Here is a 22,861-nt window from a genome sequence, read left to right on the forward strand (position 1 = left end):
TTATCTATTTAACAGAAGTGGCAGAAATCATGCTTAGACCTACTATCTTAATTTTTCGCATATTAAAATACATTAATACGAAACCTATCCTAGCAGACATCTACCTAATTTTCAATTAAATCTTGGCAGTCGCGTTTGGGTCATTACCTGGTATTTTTGCCCTCTCTATACTTGAGCGCTCAAAGAGGGCGTCTCCTATGTTTGTAAGAGCTAGTGGAACATCCTTTTTGAGCGCTGGGTAACGATTGTTACCCGTCGTCTCTTAAAAATCATAATAGAATTGCCTGAAGGTACTTCTCAGACCAATATTAAATATCAGATCAGTATTTTTACCAGCATCGTTGTTCACTCTTCTGGCAGCCAGTGAGGTTTCTATCCGCAGGTTATATTTGGGATTGAGTACATAGGCAATGGTACCTTGGGCATAAAGCATATTGGTACGCTCGCCCTGACCAATATAAACGCCATAGTCTTTTACCCTGGTCGTATATGGTTTGGAGATATCATGGCCGTAGTTTGCCGCTTCATCCGGATCATCCCCATACATTGCGTACATTAATTCTCCTCTGCCATACCAACGTTTATACCTATATGTAGCTATACCCAATACTTCTTGAAAGTTGGCTCCAAGTGGGTGCGCTAATGACTGGTTATAATGTTCGTAATTTATTAAGGTACTTTTGTAGCTATAGGTGTATGGCCTTACTGCATTATATTCTCCTTGAAGGTCTAAATTCTTCACGTTGGCCAGATCGAAAGTACGGAAGCCAAGCTGCCAGCTCTGTTTGTTTGCCCACCAGCCATTTCCTTTCAGGACTTCCTTCACTTTTAATTCATCAAAAAGTAATTGACCGTAAAGCGTTGTTTTAGGAAAGAGTTTGAATTTAGCATTGGCACCCACCAGTGCGTTATCGGATGACCCTTCAGAGAACTCAGCAGAACGCAGGAATATGATGGGGTTCATGTAGCTCCAGTCGAAACCACGTTTGCGTCCGGAAGAATCAGCATCAGGCCATATTACAGCGTCAAAGAGGCCAATAGTTAATTTCTTACTAACATTCCAATCCAGGAAATGAAATACCCCCCATTTCTTGTAGTAGCCTAAATCATCGTAGGCGCTGGCAAACGTCTTACTGTGTTTATCCATAAACTGGGCCCACATGGCGGTATACTGTACGCTTCCAAGCGCACCTGTAAGCTTCAGGTAGGGATAACTGAATGTTATGTCAGACAACAGCAGGGATCTGTATCCGTCGCCAATAAAGTTTTGACCATATCCGGCCGTTACATTCAGGTATTTGTTTGGTGTATAGGACAATAATGCATTAGCATAGTTAAAATCAAATGCCTTGCCTTCGCTATAGTCCTTGATGCCACCTTGACCAGGAACGATATCGTTTTTCCGGATGTATTGATCCAGGTAATAAGGGAACTTTCCCTGGTTTTCGAAAAAGGACGATTCAAAATAGAATTTGGTGCCAATGTTTCCCTGAATGATGGCGCCACGGGTGTTTATCCAGGTGGTGCGACTACCATCTCTTGATTTACCCACCTGAAAATCCGGCAAGAAATCAATAAATACGTTATAGTCTTGATGACGGTATTCTAATAGATGTTCTTGAAATAATTTCCGGTGAAACCAGCTACGTTTAGTGGTATCCGTTACGGTATACATAGCACTGGTATCGACGTGTAGAATAGGCTTGAATGCAGTATGATGATTGGCCGCATCTATATACAATTCCCGGATGTTCTGCGGGTTGTAGGGCAGTGTCACTGGCAGCTTCTCCTGAGCAAATATGCCACTGGCAAGCAGTATGAGTGCCCCCGTTGTAACGAGATATTTCATTAAATATATTTTGTAATCAAAAGATTGGTTTCCCGGACCTGGTAATACAGACACTACACTTTGGACATTACTGCATCAATATGACCATAGGATACAGTTTTCACTTATCAACAAAGATAGTGTTTTCGAAAAGAAGTGATGACAGTTTAGGGGTATTTAATTCAGCCAGCAATCCTGTTCTGGACTGCTGGCTAACGGAAGCAACAATTACTTCCAATTATTTTTGACCTCATTATAAACCTGTGTTACTCCGTCTTTCAGGCCAATATTTGCCTTCCAGCCCAAGCGTTCCAGTTTGGATATGTCCATGAGCTTCCTTGGGGTTCCATCAGGTTTGGTGGTATCGAATACCAGGTTACCTGTATATCCAATCACCTCCTGAACGAGCTTCGCTAATTCTGCGATGGAGATATCTTCTCCTACACCGATATTGATAAGCCCCGACTCATCATAATTTTGCATCAGAAACACACATGCGTCCGCCATATCATCTGCGTGCAAGAATTCACGACGCGGTGTTCCGGTGCCCCAGATAGTAACTTCGGGCGTACCATGAAGTTTTGCCTCGTGCATTTTACGAATCATTGCAGGCAGCACATGCGAATTTTGCAGGTCGTAATTATCATTCTGGCCATAGAGGTTAGTGGGCATCACAGATATGTAATTACAGCCGTATTGAGCCCTGTAAGCATCACACATTTCTATGCCCGCTATTTTGGCAATCGCATAAGGTTCGTTAGTGGGCTCTAAAGGACCTGTAAGCAAATACTCTTCTTTCATTGGCTGTGGGGCCAATTTAGGATAGATGCAGGATGATCCGAGGAACATGAGTTTCTTTACGTTATTCAGATAGGCATGATGAATAACATTATTTTGAATCATGAGATTCTCGTAAATGAACTGTCCTCTGTAAGTATTATTGGCAATGATCCCTCCTACTTTGGCTGCTGCAAGGAATACATAGTCGGGCTGCTCCTTGGAGAAGAACTCCGCCACAGCAGCCTGCTCACGGAGATCCAACTCAGCAGAGGTTCGATACACAATGTTGCTGAATCCAGCTTTTTGTAACTGCCGTACAATTGCAGAACCAACCATGCCGCGATGTCCGGCTACATATATTTTATCTTTGACCTGCATTGTTATTCAAGTTCTTTCAGAATGTTAAATCCGTGATCACTTAATAATTTCTCCTTCCGGAAAAGTTGGACATCAGCAGATACCATTTCTTTAACAAGAGCCGGCAGATCATAAGTTGGTTCCCATCCGAGTACTTCCCGTGCTTTTGTAGGATCCCCGATGAGGAGGTCAACCTCCGTTGGGCGGAAGTATCGCGGATCCACGGCTAACACTTCCTGTTCAGGCACAAAAAATCCACTGCTGCTATCAGACACGGATTTTATATATCCTTTTTCATCAATTCCTTTGCCCCTAAACTCGATTTCAGCACCTACTTCCGCAAATGCCATTCTTACAAAATCTCTTACAGTGGTGGTTTTACCAGTCGCAATAACAAAGTCCTCCGGCTTCTCCTGTTGCAAAATTAACCACATCGCATACACGTAATCCTTCGCATGTCCCCAGTCTCTTTTTGCATCCAGATTACCCATGTAAAGTTTTTCCTGCATACCAAGTGAAATTTTGGCAACAGCTCTTGTTATCTTTCTTGTAACAAACGTCTCTCCACGGAGCGGGCTTTCATGATTAAAAAGTATTCCATTGCAGGCGAACATGTTGTAGGCCTCTCTGTAATTAACTGTAATCCAGAAAGCATACATCTTAGCGATTGCATAAGGGGACCGGGGATAGAAGGGTGTCTTTTCTGACTGTGGCACCTCCTGTACAAGCCCATATAACTCCGAAGTGGAAGCCTGATAAATCTTTGTTTTATCAGTTAAGCCTAAAAGCCGGATTGCTTCTAACAAACGAAGTGTACCTACTCCATCTACATCAGCTGTGTATTCAGGTGCATCAAAGCTGACCTGTACATGGCTCATAGCCCCAAGATTATAAATCTCATCAGGCTGTACTTCCTGAATGATACGTATCAGATTTGTACTATCAGAGAGGTCACCGTAGTGGAGTTTAAATCGCATTCCGGATTCATGAGGATCCTGGTATAAATGATCAATACGATCTGTATTGAAAAGGGAGGATCTCCGTTTGATACCGTGTACGAAATAACCTTTCTCCAGCAATAGATCGGCTAAATAAGCGCCATCCTGACCTGTAATACCGGTTATTAAAGCACGCTTCATCTAATTATTTTTGAATTTATAAAGTTTTAAATGAAAAATTATCCGGCCTAACTATGCTAAACTAAGATTATTCAGCCTGTTTCAGTTCAGTTCTTACTTTCTTTAATGCATGTGCTATCACATGGTGCATGTCATAGTACTTATATTCAGCCAAACGCCCGCCAAAAATAACATTTGTTTCCTGAGCTGCTTTATCTTTATAAAGCAGGTAAACTTCTGAATTCCTTGTATCATTTATGGGGTAGTATGGTTCTTCCTGATCAGTCCACTCATTGGGATATTCCCGAGTGATGATGGTATCATGCTGTGTACCGAATTCAAAGTGTTTGTGCTCAATGATTCGGGTAAACGGCGTTTCGCTGTCCGTATAATTCACTACAGCATTACCTTGATAGTTCGGAGTATCCAGATGCTCATGCTCAAATTTAAGACTTCTATACTCCAATTTGCCATGGCAATAATCAAAATACTGATCAATCATACCGGTATACACCACTTTTTCTGCCATACCAGTAAAATAATCTTTACGCTGAAAGAAGTCTGTATTTAGCAATACCTCTGTACCTTCCAGCATTTTATCGATAATTACGTTGTACCCACCTACAGGAATACCCTGGTATTTATCGTCAAAGTAGTTATTATCAAAAGTGAATCGCAGCGGCAATCGCTTAATGATAAACGCGGGCAAATCCTTCGCAGAACGTCCCCATTGCTTTTCAGTATAACCCTTAATGAGTTTATTATATATATCTTCTCCAACCAACGACAAAGCCTGTTCTTCCAAGTTAGCCGGGTTCAGCACTGCATGTTGCCCTACTTGCTCATTTATTTTCTTCTTCGCTTCTTCAGGTGTTTTAACTTTCCACAATTGATAGAAAGTATTCATGTTAAACGGAAGATTATACATTTCTCCATAGTAGTTGGCTACCGGAGAGTTAGTATACCTGTTGAACTCTGCAAACTGGTTAACATATTCCCATATTTCTTTGTTGCTGGTGTGGAAAATATGTGCGCCATATTTGTGAACATTAATTCCATTTACATTTTCGCAATAAATGTTTCCTCCTTTATGGTCACGCTTGTCTATCACCAAGCATTTCTTTCCTGCTTTGGTTGCTTCATGTGCAAATACGGAACCAAAAAGGCCGGCACCAACTATGAGATAATCGTATTTTTTTTCCATTACTTCGTATAATATTTTTTGTATCCAAAATATGCCCAATGGCACAGGTAATAAACACTCCTGATCCAGCCCAGTTTTTCCACTTTAAGATATACAAGAAACTGTGGTTTAATCACTTTCTTCTTATTGCCGGTAACACTTGAACTCATCACCCTGTAACTGGCTATCACATTAGGATTACCGTATGCTACTTTGGTTTTCTTTATTATTTCGAGCCAGTATACATAGTCATCCCTCAGACTTCTGAGATCTTCCCTCAAATATATTTTCCCAAATCCTGTGGTATCGTACAGCCCTGTCAGACAAGAAATAGAACAGGTCTTGAGCAAACTTTTATAGGTAACTTTTTCAGGAACAATGAATGGACGGTGAATCTCTTCAGATTGTTCATTTATGAGCCTGTGAGAAGAATAAACAAGTGCTGAATTTTTATCTTTCATCAGTTGAATCTGACTATCCAGGAAATTGCTATCCCAGAGATCATCGGCATCCAATAATGCAATGTATTGTCCGTTTGCACGGCGGATACCGTTATTCCTCGCTGCCGCTGAACCACCGTTTGCCTGCGCAAAATAAGAAATTCTAGTGTCCTGCTCCACATACTTCCTGATCACTTCTACGCTATTATCCTTAGATCCATCATCAATGATGATCATTTCCCACTCCGGATAAGTTTGAGCCAACACAGAATCGATTGTTTGTGATATGAATCTTTCTGCATTATAAACAGGTGTAATTATAGATACGAGTCCTTTTTTCATAGTTGTACTAAGTTAGTATAGATTAGCTGCAAACCGTCTATTTCATGTATAAAAAATGTCTGTCAAATCGTCCCTTTATTCCATCATTCACACTATTGAGATACAAGCGATATTTTTTTAAACTTAGCGGTTTCTGAATCAGGAATAAATAAGAATAAACCAGGAACTTGAGTGCAATTCTATGTTTGCCTGTATAGTTCCAATAAATGTATGTGCTATTCCTTACCAGGCAGATAAATCGCCAGTCGACATCTGTATAAGGCACCTTGTACAGTCCCCCGATAATCGGTTCGTACGACATCTTATTGGCAGGATGGTAAAATTCTGCGTCCATAATAGTGATTGGATCATAACCTGCCTTTCTACAACGCCAATAATGCTCATATTCATCTCCCCATAAAAACAGCTCTTTCTTTGGAAACCCTACTTCTTCTACTATTTTTTGTGATAACAGCGATCCATTAAAAGGAAAAATAGAGTCCATTGTCTTACCCCATGACTCCTTCAGTTCAGCATAGTCAATGGTTTTAGGGCCTGATTTCTTGCGTACAGGCCAAGACAACTTCGTAAAATCTGTTATATCCACACTAACAGGCATTACATAATGATGTTCATCTATATAGGCTAACTGCTGCTCCAGACACGTTTTGGAAGGATAACCATCATCATCCATCATCCAATAGTAATCAAATTGCTTCAGGTCCAAAGCCCCTTTAAGACCCGCGTGGAATCCTCCGGCACCTCCAGAATTGGAAGACAATCGGAGGTAGTAAATCTTAATATTTCCAACTGAAGTGACTTGGTAGCTGTTTTCTTCCTGCAATGGTTGAGGAAGTATTCCATGTTCCTGGAGAAATTCAAACGTATTATCTGTGGACGCATTGTCTACAATCAGCATCGCATTCACCTGCCGGGATTGTTCCAGGATTGCATTTAAGCATTGAAGCAATAATTGCTTCCTGTTGTAGGTAACCACTATGGCACAGACCCTTTTCATATTTGGTAAAACAAATTATTTAGTACTAAATTGGAATTACTAACGTCAAACTGATTTGCCCGTTGCTTTCCGGCAACTACAAAAGATTCAGCCTGGCGCTCGTCTGTTAATATATCTACTATCGCATTTTTCATAGCTGTTCTGTCACCTACAGGAACCAACTTACCTGAGGCCCCATTTTCCAGTATCTCCGCTGGTCCTACCGGACAATTAACTGACAACACGGGCACCTCGCAACATAAAGCTTCCAGCAACACCATTCCAAAACCCTCAAACCGTGAACTAAAAATAAATAAGGACGCCTTCGTCATCCATCTGTATGGATTAATATCGTTACCCGGTAGTAGTATATCCGTGGCGTATGGCGACTTATCTATATATTCCTGAATCGTTCGTCTATCCTCCCCTTCTCCCAAAAATACCAATTTATAAGGCTCTTTCATCAACAACCGCGCAGCACTATAGGCGTCAATCACCGTGATGAAATCCTTTGTACGCATATCCAACCTTGCTACCATCAGCATAAACCTGCCTGCTACTCCATTAAGTGGTTCATTCTTTCTTCTCTTAATGTCAGCCACATTGATGGAGTTGTAAATTACCGTTACTTTCCCAGGGGTAATCGCAGGAAACAGCTTAAGCAGCAAGCTTCTCTGATCATTGCAAACACAAACGATGGTATCCATACCACCGTACAATCTAAAATATATCTTACGCCACCTCGAAACAGCTATCAGTTGTGGATTCAGATGGATCCAAGAATAACGCTTCCCTCCTCCAAACCTCGCCAGTAGTAATGTAGATAAAGTATCAGAAAAATTCACCCAGTAATCCGCCTTCAAAGAAGAGCTGGAGGCAACATACCAGCACATTAATAATAGCTGGAGCAAGGCACTAACTGGCTTTAAAAATGAAAATTTCTGCCCCATTTTGTTCACCATCGTTATCATAGGCTTACGTTGCAATGCCACTATCTCCACATTTGCTGGAATCATATTGTAGATGCCATCAAAATCACTATTTAAAACCAAAAGTCGAATTTTGTCTGCTTTCAGTTGTGAAGATACATTCAGGAACATCTGCTCAACCCCCCCGGTTCTAAACCGATGCATAAGGAAGTTTACCGTGATAGTTTTTCTATTCTTCACCATAGTACAGTCTTAAAGGGTAACAAGTTCATTCCGTCAAAATGAATATTCGAGTAAAACAATGCCCCTAAAAAGAGTAGCGAAAATACTACAAATACAGACCTCGCCTTTACATCAAATGCTCTTAATGACAATGGCATAACAAATATCATCGTATCTATCATGTACTCAGAAATTCGCATCAGGATATCTACTCCAAGGAAAAAACAATAAAGTACTACTCCAAGTGAAAAAATGTTACAAATGACTGCAGATTTTTCGTCTTTTACCCAATAAGGAGATATAAGAATCAACATCAAACTCACAGACACCCTAAGGATAACACCTATACCAGAGTCCATATTCGCAGAATTCCTGAACAATTCAGCATAGCCTCCGTAGTGGCCAGTAAGGCCACCCACAGCCATTTCAAATACTTTATCTGTAATCCCTGCCCTTGCACACCCGTAAGCTAGCACCGCACTAATCAAGATCAAACCACTGTTAATCCTACCCCGGGGAATGAAATACAATGGTACCATCAATAAGATGGAATTGTGGAATAACATTCCAAATCCGATAGTTATGAGGTACCGGAAAAACTTCCGTTCCACAATAAATCTAACCGAATAAAGAAATATAGAAATTGTAAAACCCTGTCTGACACCACTAAAATAATATACCCAGTAAACACCAATACTTATGAAAGTAATGTAGGCTAGCCATTTCCCTGAAGGATATTCTGCCATTACAAAATTTACCGCCTTCACAATAAACCATGCGGATATTAATGCTGAAACAAATAATACCAGGCTAAAGCTACCGTGCAAAAATGCGATGTATTTATTCAGGATAAAAAATCCGGATTCTACATTATAAGAAGTTTCGTTGTAGGATGATATTTCAGTAAAAATAGTTTTATATGCCGGCGTATCTGTGCCAAGTCCATCACGCAAACCGGCAAAACATACCAGCAGCAATAGCAGTGACCACTCAAAAAACTTAGCTTCTGTTTTTTTTGTGTAACTCTGCAATATTGCTAAGACAGCAACTAGAACAAAAAATACAATGTATACAACCATTAACTTAATTGGCTTTGAAGCCTGGATGGTAGATTAAGCGTACAAAAATTTTTTTGATTCACTGCATCAATAGCCTCACTAAGATTATAAATACCTGCTTGTGTATTACTTCCTGCTTGTCCTTTAGATCCCATTTTTCGTTTCAACACTTTCAGGGCCAGTCGCAACCCACTGGCTGTCAGCACTGCCAGTATCCTGGCACGATGAAACACGCTGTTTTTACCATTCTCTTTATAAAGATGTGCCGATCGCTGGTATGACAATCCCGCCAGACTTTTCACTTTTGGCCATGGTAATTTCCCGAGGTATCTCATATTCCCCAGAATCACAAATGGGATGAGATCATACATATCAAACAACTCATACAAATCAGTACGATCCATTTCTTTGGTAGCCTTTAGTCCACTTTCTGCCCATATAGTTTCAACACTATAAAAATATGGGACGTTCGTTTCCCAGGCATACGGCTCCTTGCGGTTCACAAAATGCGCGGCATCCTTTAGTTCCCCTGAATGGGTTCCCTGTAAGCTACTTACCGAAGTACTAGCAGGACATGCACCAGCAATGGTAAATGGATAGTCAAGTACAAAATGATTCCGGGCCACAATTGAAAGAGAAATCGTTGAGTATATATCTGGGCTCAAACCTCCAAAATAATGTCCTGTCTTCTCCCGGATTTCAGTCATTAACGAACGTCTTACAATACCGTGGTAGATGCGTGGCAAGCCATAAATCTGATAGTTTACAATGCCGTTCCTGAGTAAATCCTGTAAGGCCTGTTGACAATTGATTTCCTTTACTCCACCACTATACGAAGGTATTTCAAGCCGCCCTGTGGTACAGTCTTTCAGCGCAGGATTAGGCCATACATAATTAATATGGGTAGATGACGATACTGAATCAATTTCTTCAGACTCCATCCACCTAATAATTTCAAAAATGACAGGCAAAATAGTATCATCGTCACCAATCATACATAGGTACTTACCCGTAGCAAGTTCCATCGCTTTATTGAAGTTGTCGATAGAGGTAATTGGGGAAGGATCGTATGCATAGTTTATACGGCTGTCATTGCAGGATGCCACAAAATCTCTTAACATGGTAGAAGCACTATTATCTGCAATAGCGATTTGAAGATCAGTATGAGCTAGTGCGCATATCGATTCGATTGCGGATATACAATATTTTTCCCTGTTTTTTGTAGCAATTACTATAGACAGTAATGGTTGCATGCTATTAAATTTTAAATTTTCAGATCACTTTCCTCACCGCACAATTGATGGCTGGTCATTCTTAATTATTTCCTACATCAGCCTGCGCCTCCTTTACTGGTATCATTCTACGAAAATCCAGCGGCGACAAAGGATGTAATTTGTTGTATAAGATTAAATTAGCAACCAGCGATACGGTTCCAATCACTGCACAATATACTAGGATCAACCAGCCTCCCGGCAACATATGAGTAGCCAGGTACAGTGTATAAATCAGTACGCAAGTCATCAGGGTGGGCAATAGAATATCCATAGATGCCCACCTTTGCAGCTCCCCTGGTAAAAATTTTGTAAGGAGTAGATAGCCAAGCAATACAAAAGCTATAAGATTAATCGTCATCCAAGGTATGCCAGCACCAATCAACTGCCATTTCTGTATAAGAAATATTAAAGAAGGTACGAGCAAAATAATTACCATTAATCCGATCCGAACATTCACTTTATTATACCCGTTAGCAATTGACAAATGATAAGGCATCAGCTGGTAAGCAAGAAATACTCCTCCAATCAATAAAATTTTAGCCACAATGTCTACCTTGTCTGCAATCGTGGGGTTATGTGTCCATAAAGTGATCAACTCTTTGGAGTACAAAAATAGCAGGCAACCAATTGTTACAGCAAAAACAGTAATGATAAATGAAAACCGATGGAAAACCCGGGCCAATTGACCTTTGTTCTTCTCTGCCGTTAATTTCGTCATTTGAGGAAGCACTGCTAGTGCGATTGGGGTTGTGAAAATAACGGGTACCTGAGCGAAGGTTGTGGCAAGTGAATAGTAACCAAAATCTTCCAGCGATAGTATCTTGCTGATCAGTAACTTATCGAGCTGTGTGTTAAGTGCCGAAATGATTCCCATTGCCATCATTCCCAAGGCAAACCCCCACAATCCTTTCATAATGGAAAAATCACATACAGCTGGTATGTCCGACTTTAATGCTTTCCAAAGTTCAAACCTCGTTAGCATTAAAAAAATTGCATTAATTAACATCTGCCATATAAAAAAAACAAGCAGATTGGGATAAAAGTAGAGAGGTAATAACGCGACTCCAAACCTAAAAATGCTCCAGGTAACCTGAAGCCCGTTTGCAAGCACTTGCTTTTGTAATCCCATCAATCCACCATTATATAAGGTGGAGTAAAATTGGAGTGCAATCCCAACCCCTATCATTACCATGCAAAGGGTGAGATCTCTTTCCGGTATGGAATTCGATTTCAGCCAATGGGTAGCAATTGTATTTGAAAAAATACCGATGGTTAACGCAATACCTATACAGATAAAAAGGTATATCCTCTCCATGGTAAAAAGTAAATTCCTGGTGTATGATCTATCCGTAGATCGAGCAAGTTCTCGGTTAAGCGTGGCAGTCAATCCGGCATCTGCAAAAAACAACATCGCAAGAATAACAGCGTAAAAATTAATGATTGCGTAGGATTCAATTCCCAACATCTTGATATAGATGGGAATAAAGATATAGACAGAGACAAAACTCCATATTTTCCCCAAATAATTAGCAATTATGTTTTTTGTGAGTAGGTTATTCATTTGGAATCAATCTGCGGAAGAAACCGTGCCTTATTGTTATAAATAAATTTGTAAAACCTACGTTCAAGGGAGGTTAAACGCTTGGTGTATGTTTTAGTAACCAGATTGAAGTAGGTGGTAGTGGGTGTTAATGCTGGACTATGTTCCTGGTTACCGATAATTATTTGCTCGTTTGACTGTCCCTTCAGTATAATTTGATCTCCATTTACTATTAATTCAACATCTGCATTGGCATTTGTAAATTCTTTACTCCAATTGACCATCATCTCAAACTTATCTTTCAGCTTCGGTTTATACCAAAGTTTAAGCTTTTCCATTTTTTGGGCAGGATTTCCTATGTAGGTAGCTCCCTGCTCTGTATTCTTCTGTACAAATGAGGTAGTCATGCAAATACTTTTTTCTCCCAGCGTTACTCCGGAAGCAATAATGCAAGACCCCACCAACCATACATCGTTTTCAATAATAGTATGTCCGTAACCATAAAGTAAACAGCCTTCTAACTGTTCTCCACTAGCAACATGTGACCATATTTGCGAATACATGCCCACTCTTACGCCATTACCGATAGTGAGCCCCCCACTTCCATCCAAAATGCAATTCTGCCCAAACCAGCAATTGTGCCCAATGGTGGTAGCGGTGTTACCAATCCCAGTTAGCAATATTTGATTGTGAAATACATTCCAATCTCCAATGCTAACGCCATTTGATCCAATCAGTATTTTTACATTTTCATTAAAGACATTACAATCCCCTATCGTCAATTGTCCGGAAGGAGATAATATCTCAAAACGTACTCCTTTACGGATAATGTTATAGTTTCCTAATGTAACATTTTCAGGTAATTCGACTCCTTCTTCAATAATGTTACCAATCCCGTGTTTAGACATATCACCTTATTTACGCAAAATTTAACACACAACCACCCCAGGAATATCCAACACCGAAACCAGCCAACAATACGCGATCGCGATCACTTTTAATTTTACCGTCCTCCATTGCTGCTTTTAAAGCAATGGGAATGGTGGAAGAAACGGTATTCCCAACCTTACTCATGTAGAGGAAAAATTTTTCTTCGCTGATTCCAATTTTTCTTCTCAAAAAATTGAGCATATACTGATTTGCCTGATGAAAAACGTACAAGTCAATATCTGCATCAGTCAGCGTATTCTTACTGAGTGTGGTTTTGACTAATTGCGGAACAGACTCCAAGGTGAAATTGAATATTTCCGAGCCATTCATGTACAAGCAATCAGGAGATATGGGATCATTACCATCGAAAGTGGCTTCAGCAGGGATGGCAGAACGGGGAGCTCTTGATCCACCATTTCTAACAATCAGATTTTCAGCTCCTCTTCCATCGGTTCCCAACTCAAATTGGCCAATTTCAGCAAAACCTGAAGTGGAAATTAAAGTAGCCGCTGCTGCGTCTCCAAAAATAGTACGGTTCCCCTTGTCCAGCGGATGTAAGTATTTAGAATAGGTTTCTGAAGTAATCAAGAGTATATTCTTTGCTATTCCTCCTGCGATTAATCCTTTAGCAAAAGCAAGACCATATACAAAACCTGAACAACCGAGGTTAAAATCGATTGCTCCTGCATTAGTAGGTATGCCCAGTTTATTTTGGACCAGACAGGCGGTTGTTGGCAAACAAAAATCAGGGCTCTGCGTGCAGAGCAACACAAAATCTATATCACTGGCAGGAATATTATATTCCTGCAGCAAGGCTTCTCCAGCCTTCACCGCCATATCCGAAACAAATTCATCTGGAGCGGCAATGCGTCTTTCCTGGATGCCAATTTTTGAGGCTACCTTCTCCACAGACCACTCTGGAAATTGAGTCACCAACATTTCATTGGTGAGCACTTGTTCTGGCAGGTAGTAACTGATTGCTTTAATGTATGCATTCATTATTTTAATGTATATCCTCCATCTAAAATCATTATATTCCCTGTTGCCCATTTACTCTCATCAGCCAGATAGAATACTGTTGCATTTGCAACATCTGCAGGTTCTCCATATCCAAGAGGATATTCTTTCTCTGCATTGTCGAAACGTTCCTTTTCCATAATATCCTTGGCTGTGTCCAACAATGGTGTTCTCACAATTCCAGGTGCGATTGCATTTACTCTAATTTTTTGCGAAGACAATTCAGCAGCAAGTACTTTCACGGCCGCATTAACAGCAGCTTTTGAAGAAGCGTAAAGTAAAGTTCCTGGCACTCCCAATTGCGAAGAGATAGACGAAATAAAAACTAAAGCGCCTCCCTTTGCAATTTTCTTCGCTTTGAGTATTTGTTGACAAAGTACAATCTGACTATTGTAGTTCACTTTAAATATCTCTGCTATTTTCGCTTCATTTGAAAAAGCTGCAGGCAAATAGGTAATCACCCCTGCACAAAAAACTACACCTGTTAATACAGGTAAGCCTTTTACCAACTCTGCTAATAATGCCGAATCTGTCAAGTCTGCAGGTATCATTTGATGCCCTTCTCCAGCCAATGCTTGAAGCGTCTCTGACAATCGCTCAGTGCTCCGCCCCGTAATTATTAACTGTGCTCCCTGGCCGGCAAGCGTAATACAAATTTGCTTACCGATTCCAGAAGATGCACCAGTTACCAGAACAGTTTTTCCTCTTAATGAAAACATTGAATCTATTTATTACCAGCACTTTTCTGTTTAACTAACTCAAATAAGTCAGTAACCGTTTGTGCGTCTTTTATCTCATCTCCGGATACCCTCACTCCGTAATGTTCGTCTACCATTGCAACTGTGGCAAGTCCTAATAAGGAATTCCATTCTTCCAATCCTTTAAAATTGGTCGTTTCTCCGATTTCTGCCTTTGGAGTTTCATCAAACAAATTTGCAAAGTTGTCAACAAATACAGTAATTTCCATGTTAAATAAATTTTTAATGTTACTGATTCATCCACCAGCCACAAGGCAGAGCAAGATGCGTACTCATAAATTCTTTTACTCCTTTGAGCTCTTCCTGCTGACCAAATGCAGAGTAGATGTTGTTATTGATATGCACCCCAGACGCATAAAAGCCTTCCTCCCGGAATGATTTCATCAGCTGGTCCTTATCTTTTGATAACACACTAAAAACCCAATAGTTTGGATTTATTTCCTTCCGATTGCCCAGCATCCGCATGTCCGGATAACGTTCTGAAAGGTTTTCTTTCCACTGTTCAGCATTACTTCGTTGTTTACTAAGCAATTGCAGCAATTCCGGCATTTGAGAAACCCCTATATAAGCGTTGACATCGCTCATCAATGCACCATATCCTTCAAGCGCAATATCACAATTAGGACTAATTTCGTTCATGCTGTCCCGAAATTGGCTTCTATTGATTCCATAGTCTCTAATGATCGCAGCCTTTTCATACAATGTTTTGTTTTTGAAGGAGATAGCACCTCCATCAATTGTATTCGGTAATCTGACAGGCTGAAAAGAGAAAATACTAATGTCTGTATCACAATTTCCTAACAAACGCCCATTGTAGCTAGAACCAAATGCTTCTATACAATCATCTATCACCGTAATGCCAAATTCTTTTCCTATAGCATTTATTTCATTGATGTATCCAGGATACCCACAAAAGTGATTATGCATAATCACTTTTGTTTTGCCAGTAATCTTACTTCTAACATCAGCCGGATCTAGTGTTCCAGTGTTAGGGTCCACATCAGTCCAAATAATTTTCAGCCTTTTGGTAATGAAAGGTTGATTCGATGCAAGGCAACTAACCGGAGAAGCGATTATTTCATCTCCCGGCTGTAAATCTAATGCGGACAACACTACCAAAATGGCAATGTTATAGGAGTTCACCGCAAGGATTTGTGGATGTCCGATCATATTTGAAAGCTCTGATTCGAACTGCCTTCCCCATTTACCATAACTTAACGCACCTGAATAAAGAATCTCATTCAGCTGGCTAATGTTTTTCGACATGTATGGCTTAAAAAGAGGTACCATTATTATCCAATTTATCTATCACAATGTGTTATTTGATGATCCATGCAACCATCCACTTACCATCCTGAATTAATTGCTGATACAATCATCTCACGATCTTCCGCGGAAAGCCACCATCCGCAAGGAATATGGACCATCTTTTTATAGAACTCATTAAAAGCAGGTAGTTCGGTTGCTGATTCTTTGAACAAACTGTGGCGATCATTTCTCAGATGCAATTCTGAAGCAGAAATATTATGGGCAGCCATATGCTTTATAAATGCATCCCGATTATCAACCTTCATTGTATAAAGCCAATAAGATGGTGAGGTATCATCATAGTACTTCAGGAGTTCAATTCCTGGAATATTTTTGAGAGCCTTATCAAAATATTTTCCATTCTCAATATAACTACCTACAATTTGTTCTATGTATTGCATCTGTACGATACCAATGGTAGCATTCACATTATTCATGTGATATTTGTAACCTGCTTCAGTAATATCATTTTCCAAACGAGGTCGGGTTTTATCCAAGCCAAACCACCTCAATTTACGCGCACGATCAAATGCTTCTTGACTTTTCAGGCAAAGAAATCCACCATCTACCGTAGTCATGTGCTTTATCGCCTGGAGAGAAAAAATTGTATATTCAGATACTCCCCCAATATTTTGCCCCTTGTATTTGGCTCCTAGCGCATGGGCAGCATCCTCAATGATAGGGATATTGAACTCCTCAGAGATTTTAGTAAACTCATTTAGGTCCGCAACCATACCAGCATAATGCACCAAAATAATAGCTTTGGTCTTATCTGTAATTTTGCTTCTCACGGATACGGGATCCAGCAACCCGGTAGAAGGATCCACATCTGCCCACACTACCTTACCACCAACAAGCTTGATCGCTACGTTGGTAGGTTCTGCGGTAAGAACCGTGCTAATAACCTCATCACCTGGCTTAACTCCTGCCATAATCAGTGCAATGTGCAGTGCAGCTGTACCTGAGTTTAATGACAGTGAAAATGGGTTATTGACATATGCCCCAAAAAGCTTTTCAAACTCGTATACTTTTTCGCCCTCCGCTATATATCCACTGTAGAGAATATTTTCCAACTCAGGAAATAGCTTTTCCTTTGGTGGAATATAAGGTTTCACTATTGGAATCATCATGATTAAATTTTTGAAAACTCTCCTTTTTCCACATGTACTTCCGCCGCCTTTTCATCAGCATCACGAATCAGTTCCTTTATAGCAACCATATCACTGATCACTTCAAGATCCGAACTATACTCCTGTTGTAACTCAGCGAAGGATTTATTCGCCCACCATGGATGAACTGTAAAATAATCTCCATGATCTTCCGTACGTTGCAGCTCTTCTTCCGTAATCAGAATTTCATGTAGTTTTTCACCAGGAAATTTGCCAATAACTTTTATCTCATGAGGCTTGTTAAAATCTGCTGAAAGCAACGCCGCAATATCAACAATTCTTGCACTAGGAGCTTTCTTAACAAATGTTTCACCACCAACAGCATTTTCTGTAGCAAACATCACCAAGTCAATCGCATCACTTAAGGTAAGGAGAAAACGAGTCATGCCTTCATCTGTAATAGTGATCGTCTGACCTTCACTTAACTGTTTTCTAAAAAATGGTACTACAGAACCTCTCGACAGTAACACATTACCATATCTAACTACACAAAAAATAGTACCGCTGTTTTCGGGAGAGTGATTCGCACTAAGCACGAGCCTTTCCTGCGTTGCCTTTGTCATTCCCATTACGTTTACCGGCTTAACTGCTTTATCTGTACTTACACAAATAAATTTACCAACCTTATGCTTCAGTGCAGCAGTGATTACATTCTGAACTCCAATAATATTGGTTTTAACAGCTTCAAATGGTGAATTTTCACATACCGGCACATGTTTAAGGGCAGCAGCCTGGTATACAATATCCACCCCCGCCATCACTTCATCAACCCTTGTGTAATCTTTAATATCTCCAATAAAGAATTTGATACGAGGATTATTTTTGTAATGAATACGCATATCATACTGCTTTTTCTCATCGCGACTGAGAATACGTATTTCTTTTACATCATACTGCAATAATCTGTGTACAATGTAATTACCAAATGATCCAGTGCCTCCGGTTACTAAAATCACTTTATTTGAGTAATGCATAAAACTAAATTGTATTTGTATAAGTTATGGTTGTCTTTAATCTGCGAAAATACTTTTGTAAAAACGTATGGCAAGGAGCAACACAGCTACCAAGCTACCTCCGATAATCCCCCCCAGCAATAATCCCATTGATTTTCTGACTTTTACTTTCTCCAACGGCAATTGCGGCACGTCCACCTCCTGGATCAAAGGAGCGTCTTGCGACATCGCAATTTTACTCAGCTCCAAGTTCTTTACCACCTCTCCATACATTGTCTGCAGCATTAGTTTGTCTCTGCTGGCCAACTCCGCACCCACAAGTGTAACCCTTCTGGCCGGATTAGCATTCAAGTCGGCTTCCACAGCTGCTGCATACGTTTTCTTATTCATCAGCGCTGCAATGGAATCGGCTTTTGCCTGTAACACAGCAACGTTCGCCGCAGACTTCTTTGTTTTCATCTTTGAATAGAATTCAATCGCTTCACCCACTACCCGTGTAGCAAATTTCTGCGAAAACTCCTCATTCCGGGATATACACGTAACAACGATGAAGCCTAGCTTTTTATCTGGTTTTCCAACTGCTAGCACATTTTTTAGAATATCTTGATATAGTACCTTTAGCAAGCTATCTCTTTGTAACTTCTTGCGAGGATCACTACTATAATCGTTTTCACGTGAAAACTTAATATCGCTCAATCCGGGGTCCTTACTCCATTGCTTTTTCCAGTCATGACTTTCAACATAAAGATCAGCAAGACTTTCAGTCCCTTTCAAATTTCCAGTTCTTGGGCTAAGTAATGCTCTTTCTACAATTAAGTTCGTTTTCAAAAACTCCAGGATATTATCTCCTGAAAACAATCCACTGCTTGCCCCTCCAGATAAATCGATTCCAAACTGACTAGCGATACCAGCGTAAGCTCCTAACCCACTACCTTTTGTTTCTTCCATAACAAAAGATAAATTGGCCACATATTTGGTCTTGGCGACCAGAGAGTAAACAAAGCCAAGAGCAGATCCAAAAATCACGGCAATTACAAGTATCCATTTCTTGGCCCACAGAAAACCTATGGCCGCAAATAACTGAATGAGTATGTCTTTTAATGATATCTGCTTCTCTGATGCACTGCTTTGAGATTGCCCTGGTGCTTGCATGCCTGCTCTATTGATGAATTTAAAAAATTACTTAACGGTATTTAAGATCGTAACAATGACAAGCGCAATCGACGCAAGCCCACTGGCTATTGCAATTCCTTCCTGACCACTCAGCCCTTTCTTCTCCTTCTTTGCCGGTACATATACCTCCGCTCCAGGCTTCACCTTAGGATAGCTATTGAAGAAAAATACACGCTTGGTATTCTTCACCTCTCCATTAGGATATACAATGTAGCTTCTCCGCTTCAACGCCTGGGAAGTAAATCCACCTGCGCCATGTATATAATCACGGAAAGTATAGTTATTATCAAATCTTACCTTCTTCGGAAAATACACTTCCCCAAACAACTGCACCGTCTGCAACTTCTTCGGAACACGAATCACATCTCCTTCTTCCAATAGTAAGTCATATTTGGATCCTGGATTCTTAATGATCTGATCCAAATTGATTCCCAACAATTGCTCGTGACGAGAAACCGACTCCTTTACCCTTACAATATCCGCACTATCCTGCAATTTATTAATAAACACCTCCAGCTTATTCGCCAATATCAAACTATCCCCCTCATTAATAAACGTCTTCCGCAACATCACCGCACCTTCCGCATACGCCTCAGGCCTCAACCCTCCGGTGCGCTTGATCAGATCTGAAATTCGCTCAGCCCTGGTATTAATTGTGTAATCGCCAGGATACACCACCTCACCACCAATCGACACATTCGCCTGTCTAGAATAAACGGGTGAACGACGGATCGACACTTCATCAAACGGCAATAATACAAAGTTCTGGGCGTCTGGATTAGTACTCAGGTCTTTATTGACATCAAAATATTGCACAATAGCCTTTACCGTATCCTGCGGGCTATAAACACCATTACGAATCCTGCGGGACACCTCAATATGCTGTGTAGATGCCGCATCATTCAAACCTCCTGCCAGCAAAATCAAATCCTCCAGGTGCATACTATCTCCATATGCATAATAACCTGGTTTATTCACCTCCCCGTCTATACGTACTTCATATTCTTCCCGGAGGTCCAGCTTAGAATAAATCATTACACTATCCTCCTTTTGCAACGTGATATTGGATTTACCAGCCACAGCATCCTGCACATTAAAATTAATATACGCCGGTGTAAAGTCTGCCTGCAAACGACGAATGAGTCCGCGCGTCAACGAAGCCTCTTCCCTTACTCCATCCGCTCTTTTCAACAGATCAGTAATTGTCATTCCCTCTTCCAGTGCATAATTGCCAGGATGAAAAACAGCACCACTTATGGTAACCCTGTTGCTGTAACGATTCAATATCGAATCCACCACGAAATTATCACCAGACTTCACCTTAAAGTTACCCAGCTGATCAGCGGTGATATTCACCACCTCTCTTTCTTTATTATTCACCCGGTATCCACGGATCACATCCGTATAGGCGCGATCGGTATACCCACCGGCGAACTCTATCATTCGCTGCAGTGACTCATTCTCTTTCGCTTCAAAGATCGCAGGGCGTTTTACTTCACCAGCCAGCTCTATTCTTGTCTTGTAAGGATTGATCTTAACAATATCCTGATCCTGCAACACAATATTGTTCGTAAGGTCGCCATTGGCCAGGAAATCATATAAATCAAAGGTTGCAGCAGGCACACCATTACGGATCACCTGGATATTACGGAAACTACCATTTTCATTCGGCCCTCCGGATACATACAGCGCATTCGCTACCGTAGCCAGTGACGGAACAGTATAAGAACCCGGCTTTTCCACTTCTCCAATCAGGAGCACGCGGATACTACGGATACTTCCCAGGGACATCTGCACAAATGTGTTACCAGACTTAATCCCCGAATAAATAGTGGCTAATTGTTTTGTAATCCGGTTTTTCGCTTCTTCTATGGTTAATCCATTCACGTATACGGGGCCTAAATTGGGGATTCTGATATAGCCGTCCGGGGTAACCTTTAAGCGATGCTGCACCTCTGAGTATCCATACACATCAATCAGTAGCTCGTCATTAGCGGCCAGCCGATAGTTAGGAGGAGTGGCCATCCGGAGATTCGGTTCAAAAGTCAGATTCTTATTTGAAAACAACTCTGCTCCAAAGATCCTTTTCCTTCGCTTCTCCCGCTCCTTCTCTTCTTTAGTCAGCTTGGGCTCGGTTGAATCTTTGGCCTTATCGTCCTCATCATCTACCTCTCGTTCCTCTGATTTTGCAGCGTCTTGCTTAGTTTTAGTCTTATTCCCGGTTAACTCCTTATCCAATCCCATCGCTCTGATCCTGTCCTTCAGCTTTGACGCCTCCACATCGGGAATGCCTTTCTGCTGGGCATAAGTATCTATATCGTCAAAAGACAGGTTATTCTTCTTCATCTCGGCCACCAGCTGCCTAACCTGATCATCGCTCAGGTTATCCACCTTCATCTGCTTCATCTGTTCTTTGGAAAACGACGGAACCTGGGCATTCACACTATAAACAACAAACAGGAACAGCTGGATCAGCAATAACTTTCTTAACATTATAATAGGATATATTATTGTTCTTTCTCGAATTCGTTCTTTTGGCTTTAAATATCGGGCTTATCTGACCAAAAACCCGCCAAATAAGGTGCAAATCTATATAAAATAACATATAAATGTTACTAGACAAAAAAACAGTTTAATGACCGTTATAACACTTATCAGTTGCGAATGTTCCTGTTACCCGCATAATAATGCCAGAAATCACCCCGATACGTAAAATTTTAATTTTAAATAGAAAATAATATAATCACAATCAACATATGTAAATTATTACATATACGGAAGATAATAACAAACCGTTTTGCCATATTATCCGTTAATATAGATAGAGTATCCGTGCTTATACCAAACCATGTGTCTTTTTAAGGACATCCTAAGATGTCCATTCCGTCTTGTGAATGTGAAATTGCTGTCCCGATTTAATTGATTTTTAAGTTAATAGATAGAACTAACCTTTCTGTTTCGATGAATTTTGTTTAAATTAGTTAACACAAAACTTAAACGTTTATGTCATCTGTTGAATTTAACACCTTACTTGTCGGTAACGCCGACTTCCTGAAACCCTTCGCTTATACCCTTACGAAAGACAATGAGCAGGCAAAAGATCTTTATCAGGAAACTATCTTCAGGGCCCTTACCAACCAGGACAAATACCTGGAGGGCACTAATATTAAAGCATGGCTTTTTACTATCATGCGTAACATCTTTATTAACAACTACCGCAAAAAATCAAAAAATCGCATGATCACAGAACCTGTCATCAGCGATTTCTTCATTAATTATCAACGCGGTGTAGTTGGCAACAGCGCCGAAACAACCATGCGCACCAAAGATGTACACCTGGCGATGTATAAGCTGCCCGTTATCTTTAAACAGCCATTCCTGCTATACCTCGAAGGGTATAAGTACTTCGAAATAGCAGCCATCCTCCAGGAACCACTGGGTACCATCAAAAGCCGGATCCATTTTGCCCGGAAAATCCTGAAAACACAAGTTCAACGCTAAAAAAC

20 protein-coding genes are annotated in these 22,861 nt (G+C 40.5%); 1 reads left to right on the top strand and 19 read right to left on the bottom strand.

Going from position 1 to position 22,861, the window contains the following annotated elements:
- Positions 1–262: 262 nt before the first annotated feature.
- The 19 genes from BUB18_RS19355 to BUB18_RS19445 form a co-directional block, all read right to left on the bottom strand.
- Positions 263–1,849, bottom strand: a complete 1,587-nt coding sequence (locus tag BUB18_RS19355) for a hypothetical protein (protein WP_073084263.1) — start codon at positions 1,847–1,849, stop codon at positions 263–265.
- A 207-nt stretch (positions 1,850–2,056) separates the two neighbouring features.
- Positions 2,057–2,986 carry a GDP-L-fucose synthase gene (fcl, locus tag BUB18_RS19360; protein WP_073084265.1) on the bottom strand — a complete coding sequence of 310 codons (930 nt, stop codon included), beginning with the start codon at positions 2,984–2,986 and terminating at the stop codon, positions 2,057–2,059.
- A gap of 2 nt (positions 2,987–2,988) precedes the next feature.
- Positions 2,989–4,104: a GDP-mannose 4,6-dehydratase gene (gene gmd / locus BUB18_RS19365; protein ID WP_073084266.1), complete on the bottom strand. Its 1,116-nt coding sequence runs from the start codon at positions 4,102–4,104 to the stop codon at positions 2,989–2,991.
- A gap of 67 nt (positions 4,105–4,171) precedes the next feature.
- Complete coding sequence (glf, locus tag BUB18_RS19370; RefSeq protein WP_073084268.1) at positions 4,172–5,287, bottom strand: UDP-galactopyranose mutase; 1,116 nt, start codon at positions 5,285–5,287, stop codon at positions 4,172–4,174.
- Entirely contained in the window at positions 5,287–6,048 is a 762-nt protein-coding gene (locus BUB18_RS19375; protein ID WP_073084269.1) for a glycosyltransferase family 2 protein, read from the bottom strand. The genes glf and BUB18_RS19375 overlap by 1 nt, the downstream gene beginning before the upstream one ends.
- Positions 6,049–6,085: 37 nt before the next feature.
- On the bottom strand, positions 6,086–7,045 hold the full coding sequence (locus tag BUB18_RS19380) for a glycosyltransferase (protein ID WP_073084271.1): 960 nt from the start codon (positions 7,043–7,045) through the stop codon (positions 6,086–6,088).
- The gene (locus BUB18_RS19385; protein WP_073084272.1) at positions 7,042–8,196 is read right to left on the bottom strand and encodes a glycosyltransferase; all 1,155 of its coding nucleotides are present in this window, start codon (positions 8,194–8,196) and stop codon (positions 7,042–7,044) included. The genes BUB18_RS19380 and BUB18_RS19385 overlap by 4 nt, the downstream gene beginning before the upstream one ends.
- Complete coding sequence (locus BUB18_RS19390; protein WP_073084274.1) at positions 8,190–9,254, bottom strand: EpsG family protein; 1,065 nt, start codon at positions 9,252–9,254, stop codon at positions 8,190–8,192. The genes BUB18_RS19385 and BUB18_RS19390 overlap by 7 nt, the downstream gene beginning before the upstream one ends.
- Positions 9,254–10,486, bottom strand: a complete 1,233-nt coding sequence (locus BUB18_RS19395; protein WP_073084276.1) for a glycosyltransferase family 2 protein — start codon at positions 10,484–10,486, stop codon at positions 9,254–9,256. The genes BUB18_RS19390 and BUB18_RS19395 overlap by 1 nt, the downstream gene beginning before the upstream one ends.
- 61 nt (positions 10,487–10,547) lie before the next feature.
- A complete protein-coding gene (locus BUB18_RS19400; RefSeq protein WP_073084278.1) occupies positions 10,548–12,068 on the bottom strand; it encodes a lipopolysaccharide biosynthesis protein in 1,521 nt (506 codons plus the stop codon).
- Entirely contained in the window at positions 12,065–12,955 is an 891-nt protein-coding gene (locus BUB18_RS19405) for an acyltransferase (RefSeq protein WP_073084279.1), read from the bottom strand. The genes BUB18_RS19400 and BUB18_RS19405 overlap by 4 nt, the downstream gene beginning before the upstream one ends.
- A gap of 10 nt (positions 12,956–12,965) precedes the next feature.
- Entirely contained in the window at positions 12,966–13,976 is a 1,011-nt protein-coding gene (locus tag BUB18_RS19410; protein ID WP_073084281.1) for a 3-oxoacyl-ACP synthase III family protein, read from the bottom strand.
- Entirely contained in the window at positions 13,976–14,713 is a 738-nt protein-coding gene (locus BUB18_RS19415) for an SDR family NAD(P)-dependent oxidoreductase (protein ID WP_073084282.1), read from the bottom strand. The genes BUB18_RS19410 and BUB18_RS19415 overlap by 1 nt, the downstream gene beginning before the upstream one ends.
- A 5-nt stretch (positions 14,714–14,718) precedes the next feature.
- Positions 14,719–14,961, bottom strand: a complete 243-nt coding sequence (locus tag BUB18_RS19420) for an acyl carrier protein (RefSeq protein WP_073084284.1) — start codon at positions 14,959–14,961, stop codon at positions 14,719–14,721.
- 19 nt (positions 14,962–14,980) lie between these two features.
- Complete coding sequence (locus BUB18_RS19425) at positions 14,981–16,042, bottom strand: DegT/DnrJ/EryC1/StrS family aminotransferase (protein WP_073084286.1); 1,062 nt, start codon at positions 16,040–16,042, stop codon at positions 14,981–14,983.
- Positions 16,043–16,098: 56 nt separating this feature from the next.
- Positions 16,099–17,190: a DegT/DnrJ/EryC1/StrS family aminotransferase gene (locus tag BUB18_RS19430; protein ID WP_218588065.1), complete on the bottom strand. Its 1,092-nt coding sequence runs from the start codon at positions 17,188–17,190 to the stop codon at positions 16,099–16,101.
- 2 nt (positions 17,191–17,192) lie between these two features.
- The gene (locus tag BUB18_RS19435) at positions 17,193–18,203 is read right to left on the bottom strand and encodes an SDR family NAD(P)-dependent oxidoreductase (protein WP_073084287.1); all 1,011 of its coding nucleotides are present in this window, start codon (positions 18,201–18,203) and stop codon (positions 17,193–17,195) included.
- 36 nt (positions 18,204–18,239) lie between these two features.
- The gene (locus BUB18_RS19440) at positions 18,240–19,334 is read right to left on the bottom strand and encodes a hypothetical protein (RefSeq protein WP_073084289.1); all 1,095 of its coding nucleotides are present in this window, start codon (positions 19,332–19,334) and stop codon (positions 18,240–18,242) included.
- 27 nt (positions 19,335–19,361) lie between these two features.
- Positions 19,362–21,848 (bottom strand): SLBB domain-containing protein, encoded by a 2,487-nt coding sequence (locus tag BUB18_RS19445; protein WP_073084291.1) that lies wholly within the window; start codon positions 21,846–21,848, stop codon positions 19,362–19,364.
- 510 nt (positions 21,849–22,358) lie between these two features.
- Between BUB18_RS19445 and BUB18_RS19450 the strand changes: the two genes are divergently transcribed.
- Positions 22,359–22,856, top strand: a complete 498-nt coding sequence (locus BUB18_RS19450) for an RNA polymerase sigma factor (RefSeq protein ID WP_073084292.1) — start codon at positions 22,359–22,361, stop codon at positions 22,854–22,856.
- Positions 22,857–22,861: the final 5 nt, after the last annotated feature.

This window comes from Chitinophaga jiangningensis (assembly GCF_900142605.1).
Lineage (GTDB): Bacteria > Bacteroidota > Bacteroidia > Chitinophagales > Chitinophagaceae > Chitinophaga > Chitinophaga jiangningensis.

What these genes read in the sequence shown, in the direction of transcription:
- BUB18_RS19375 (WP_073084269.1), bottom strand. Translation starts at nt 6,048, where the DNA reads ATGAAAAAAGGACTCGTATCTATAATTACACCTGTTTATAATGCAGAA.
- glf (WP_073084268.1), bottom strand. Translation starts at nt 5,287, where the DNA reads ATGGAAAAAAAATACGATTATCTCATAGTTGGTGCCGGCCTTTTTGGT.
- BUB18_RS19445 (WP_073084291.1), bottom strand. Translation starts at nt 21,848, where the DNA reads ATGTTAAGAAAGTTATTGCTGATCCAGCTGTTCCTGTTTGTTGTTTAT.
- BUB18_RS19385 (WP_073084272.1), bottom strand. Translation starts at nt 8,196, where the DNA reads ATGGTGAAGAATAGAAAAACTATCACGGTAAACTTCCTTATGCATCGG.
- BUB18_RS19450 (WP_073084292.1), top strand. Translation starts at nt 22,359, where the DNA reads ATGTCATCTGTTGAATTTAACACCTTACTTGTCGGTAACGCCGACTTC.
- BUB18_RS19400 (WP_073084278.1), bottom strand. Translation starts at nt 12,068, where the DNA reads ATGAATAACCTACTCACAAAAAACATAATTGCTAATTATTTGGGGAAA.
- BUB18_RS19420 (WP_073084284.1), bottom strand. Translation starts at nt 14,961, where the DNA reads ATGGAAATTACTGTATTTGTTGACAACTTTGCAAATTTGTTTGATGAA.
- BUB18_RS19425 (WP_073084286.1), bottom strand. Translation starts at nt 16,042, where the DNA reads ATGGTACCTCTTTTTAAGCCATACATGTCGAAAAACATTAGCCAGCTG.
- gmd (WP_073084266.1), bottom strand. Translation starts at nt 4,104, where the DNA reads ATGAAGCGTGCTTTAATAACCGGTATTACAGGTCAGGATGGCGCTTAT.
- BUB18_RS19355 (WP_073084263.1), bottom strand. Translation starts at nt 1,849, where the DNA reads ATGAAATATCTCGTTACAACGGGGGCACTCATACTGCTTGCCAGTGGC.
- BUB18_RS19405 (WP_073084279.1), bottom strand. Translation starts at nt 12,955, where the DNA reads ATGTCTAAACACGGGATTGGTAACATTATTGAAGAAGGAGTCGAATTA.
- fcl (WP_073084265.1), bottom strand. Translation starts at nt 2,986, where the DNA reads ATGCAGGTCAAAGATAAAATATATGTAGCCGGACATCGCGGCATGGTT.
- BUB18_RS19435 (WP_073084287.1), bottom strand. Translation starts at nt 18,203, where the DNA reads ATGCATTACTCAAATAAAGTGATTTTAGTAACCGGAGGCACTGGATCA.
- BUB18_RS19410 (WP_073084281.1), bottom strand. Translation starts at nt 13,976, where the DNA reads ATGAATGCATACATTAAAGCAATCAGTTACTACCTGCCAGAACAAGTG.
- BUB18_RS19415 (WP_073084282.1), bottom strand. Translation starts at nt 14,713, where the DNA reads ATGTTTTCATTAAGAGGAAAAACTGTTCTGGTAACTGGTGCATCTTCT.
- BUB18_RS19430 (WP_218588065.1), bottom strand. Translation starts at nt 17,190, where the DNA reads ATGATGATTCCAATAGTGAAACCTTATATTCCACCAAAGGAAAAGCTA.
- BUB18_RS19380 (WP_073084271.1), bottom strand. Translation starts at nt 7,045, where the DNA reads ATGAAAAGGGTCTGTGCCATAGTGGTTACCTACAACAGGAAGCAATTA.
- BUB18_RS19440 (WP_073084289.1), bottom strand. Translation starts at nt 19,334, where the DNA reads ATGCAAGCACCAGGGCAATCTCAAAGCAGTGCATCAGAGAAGCAGATA.
- BUB18_RS19390 (WP_073084274.1), bottom strand. Translation starts at nt 9,254, where the DNA reads ATGGTTGTATACATTGTATTTTTTGTTCTAGTTGCTGTCTTAGCAATA.
- BUB18_RS19395 (WP_073084276.1), bottom strand. Translation starts at nt 10,486, where the DNA reads ATGCAACCATTACTGTCTATAGTAATTGCTACAAAAAACAGGGAAAAA.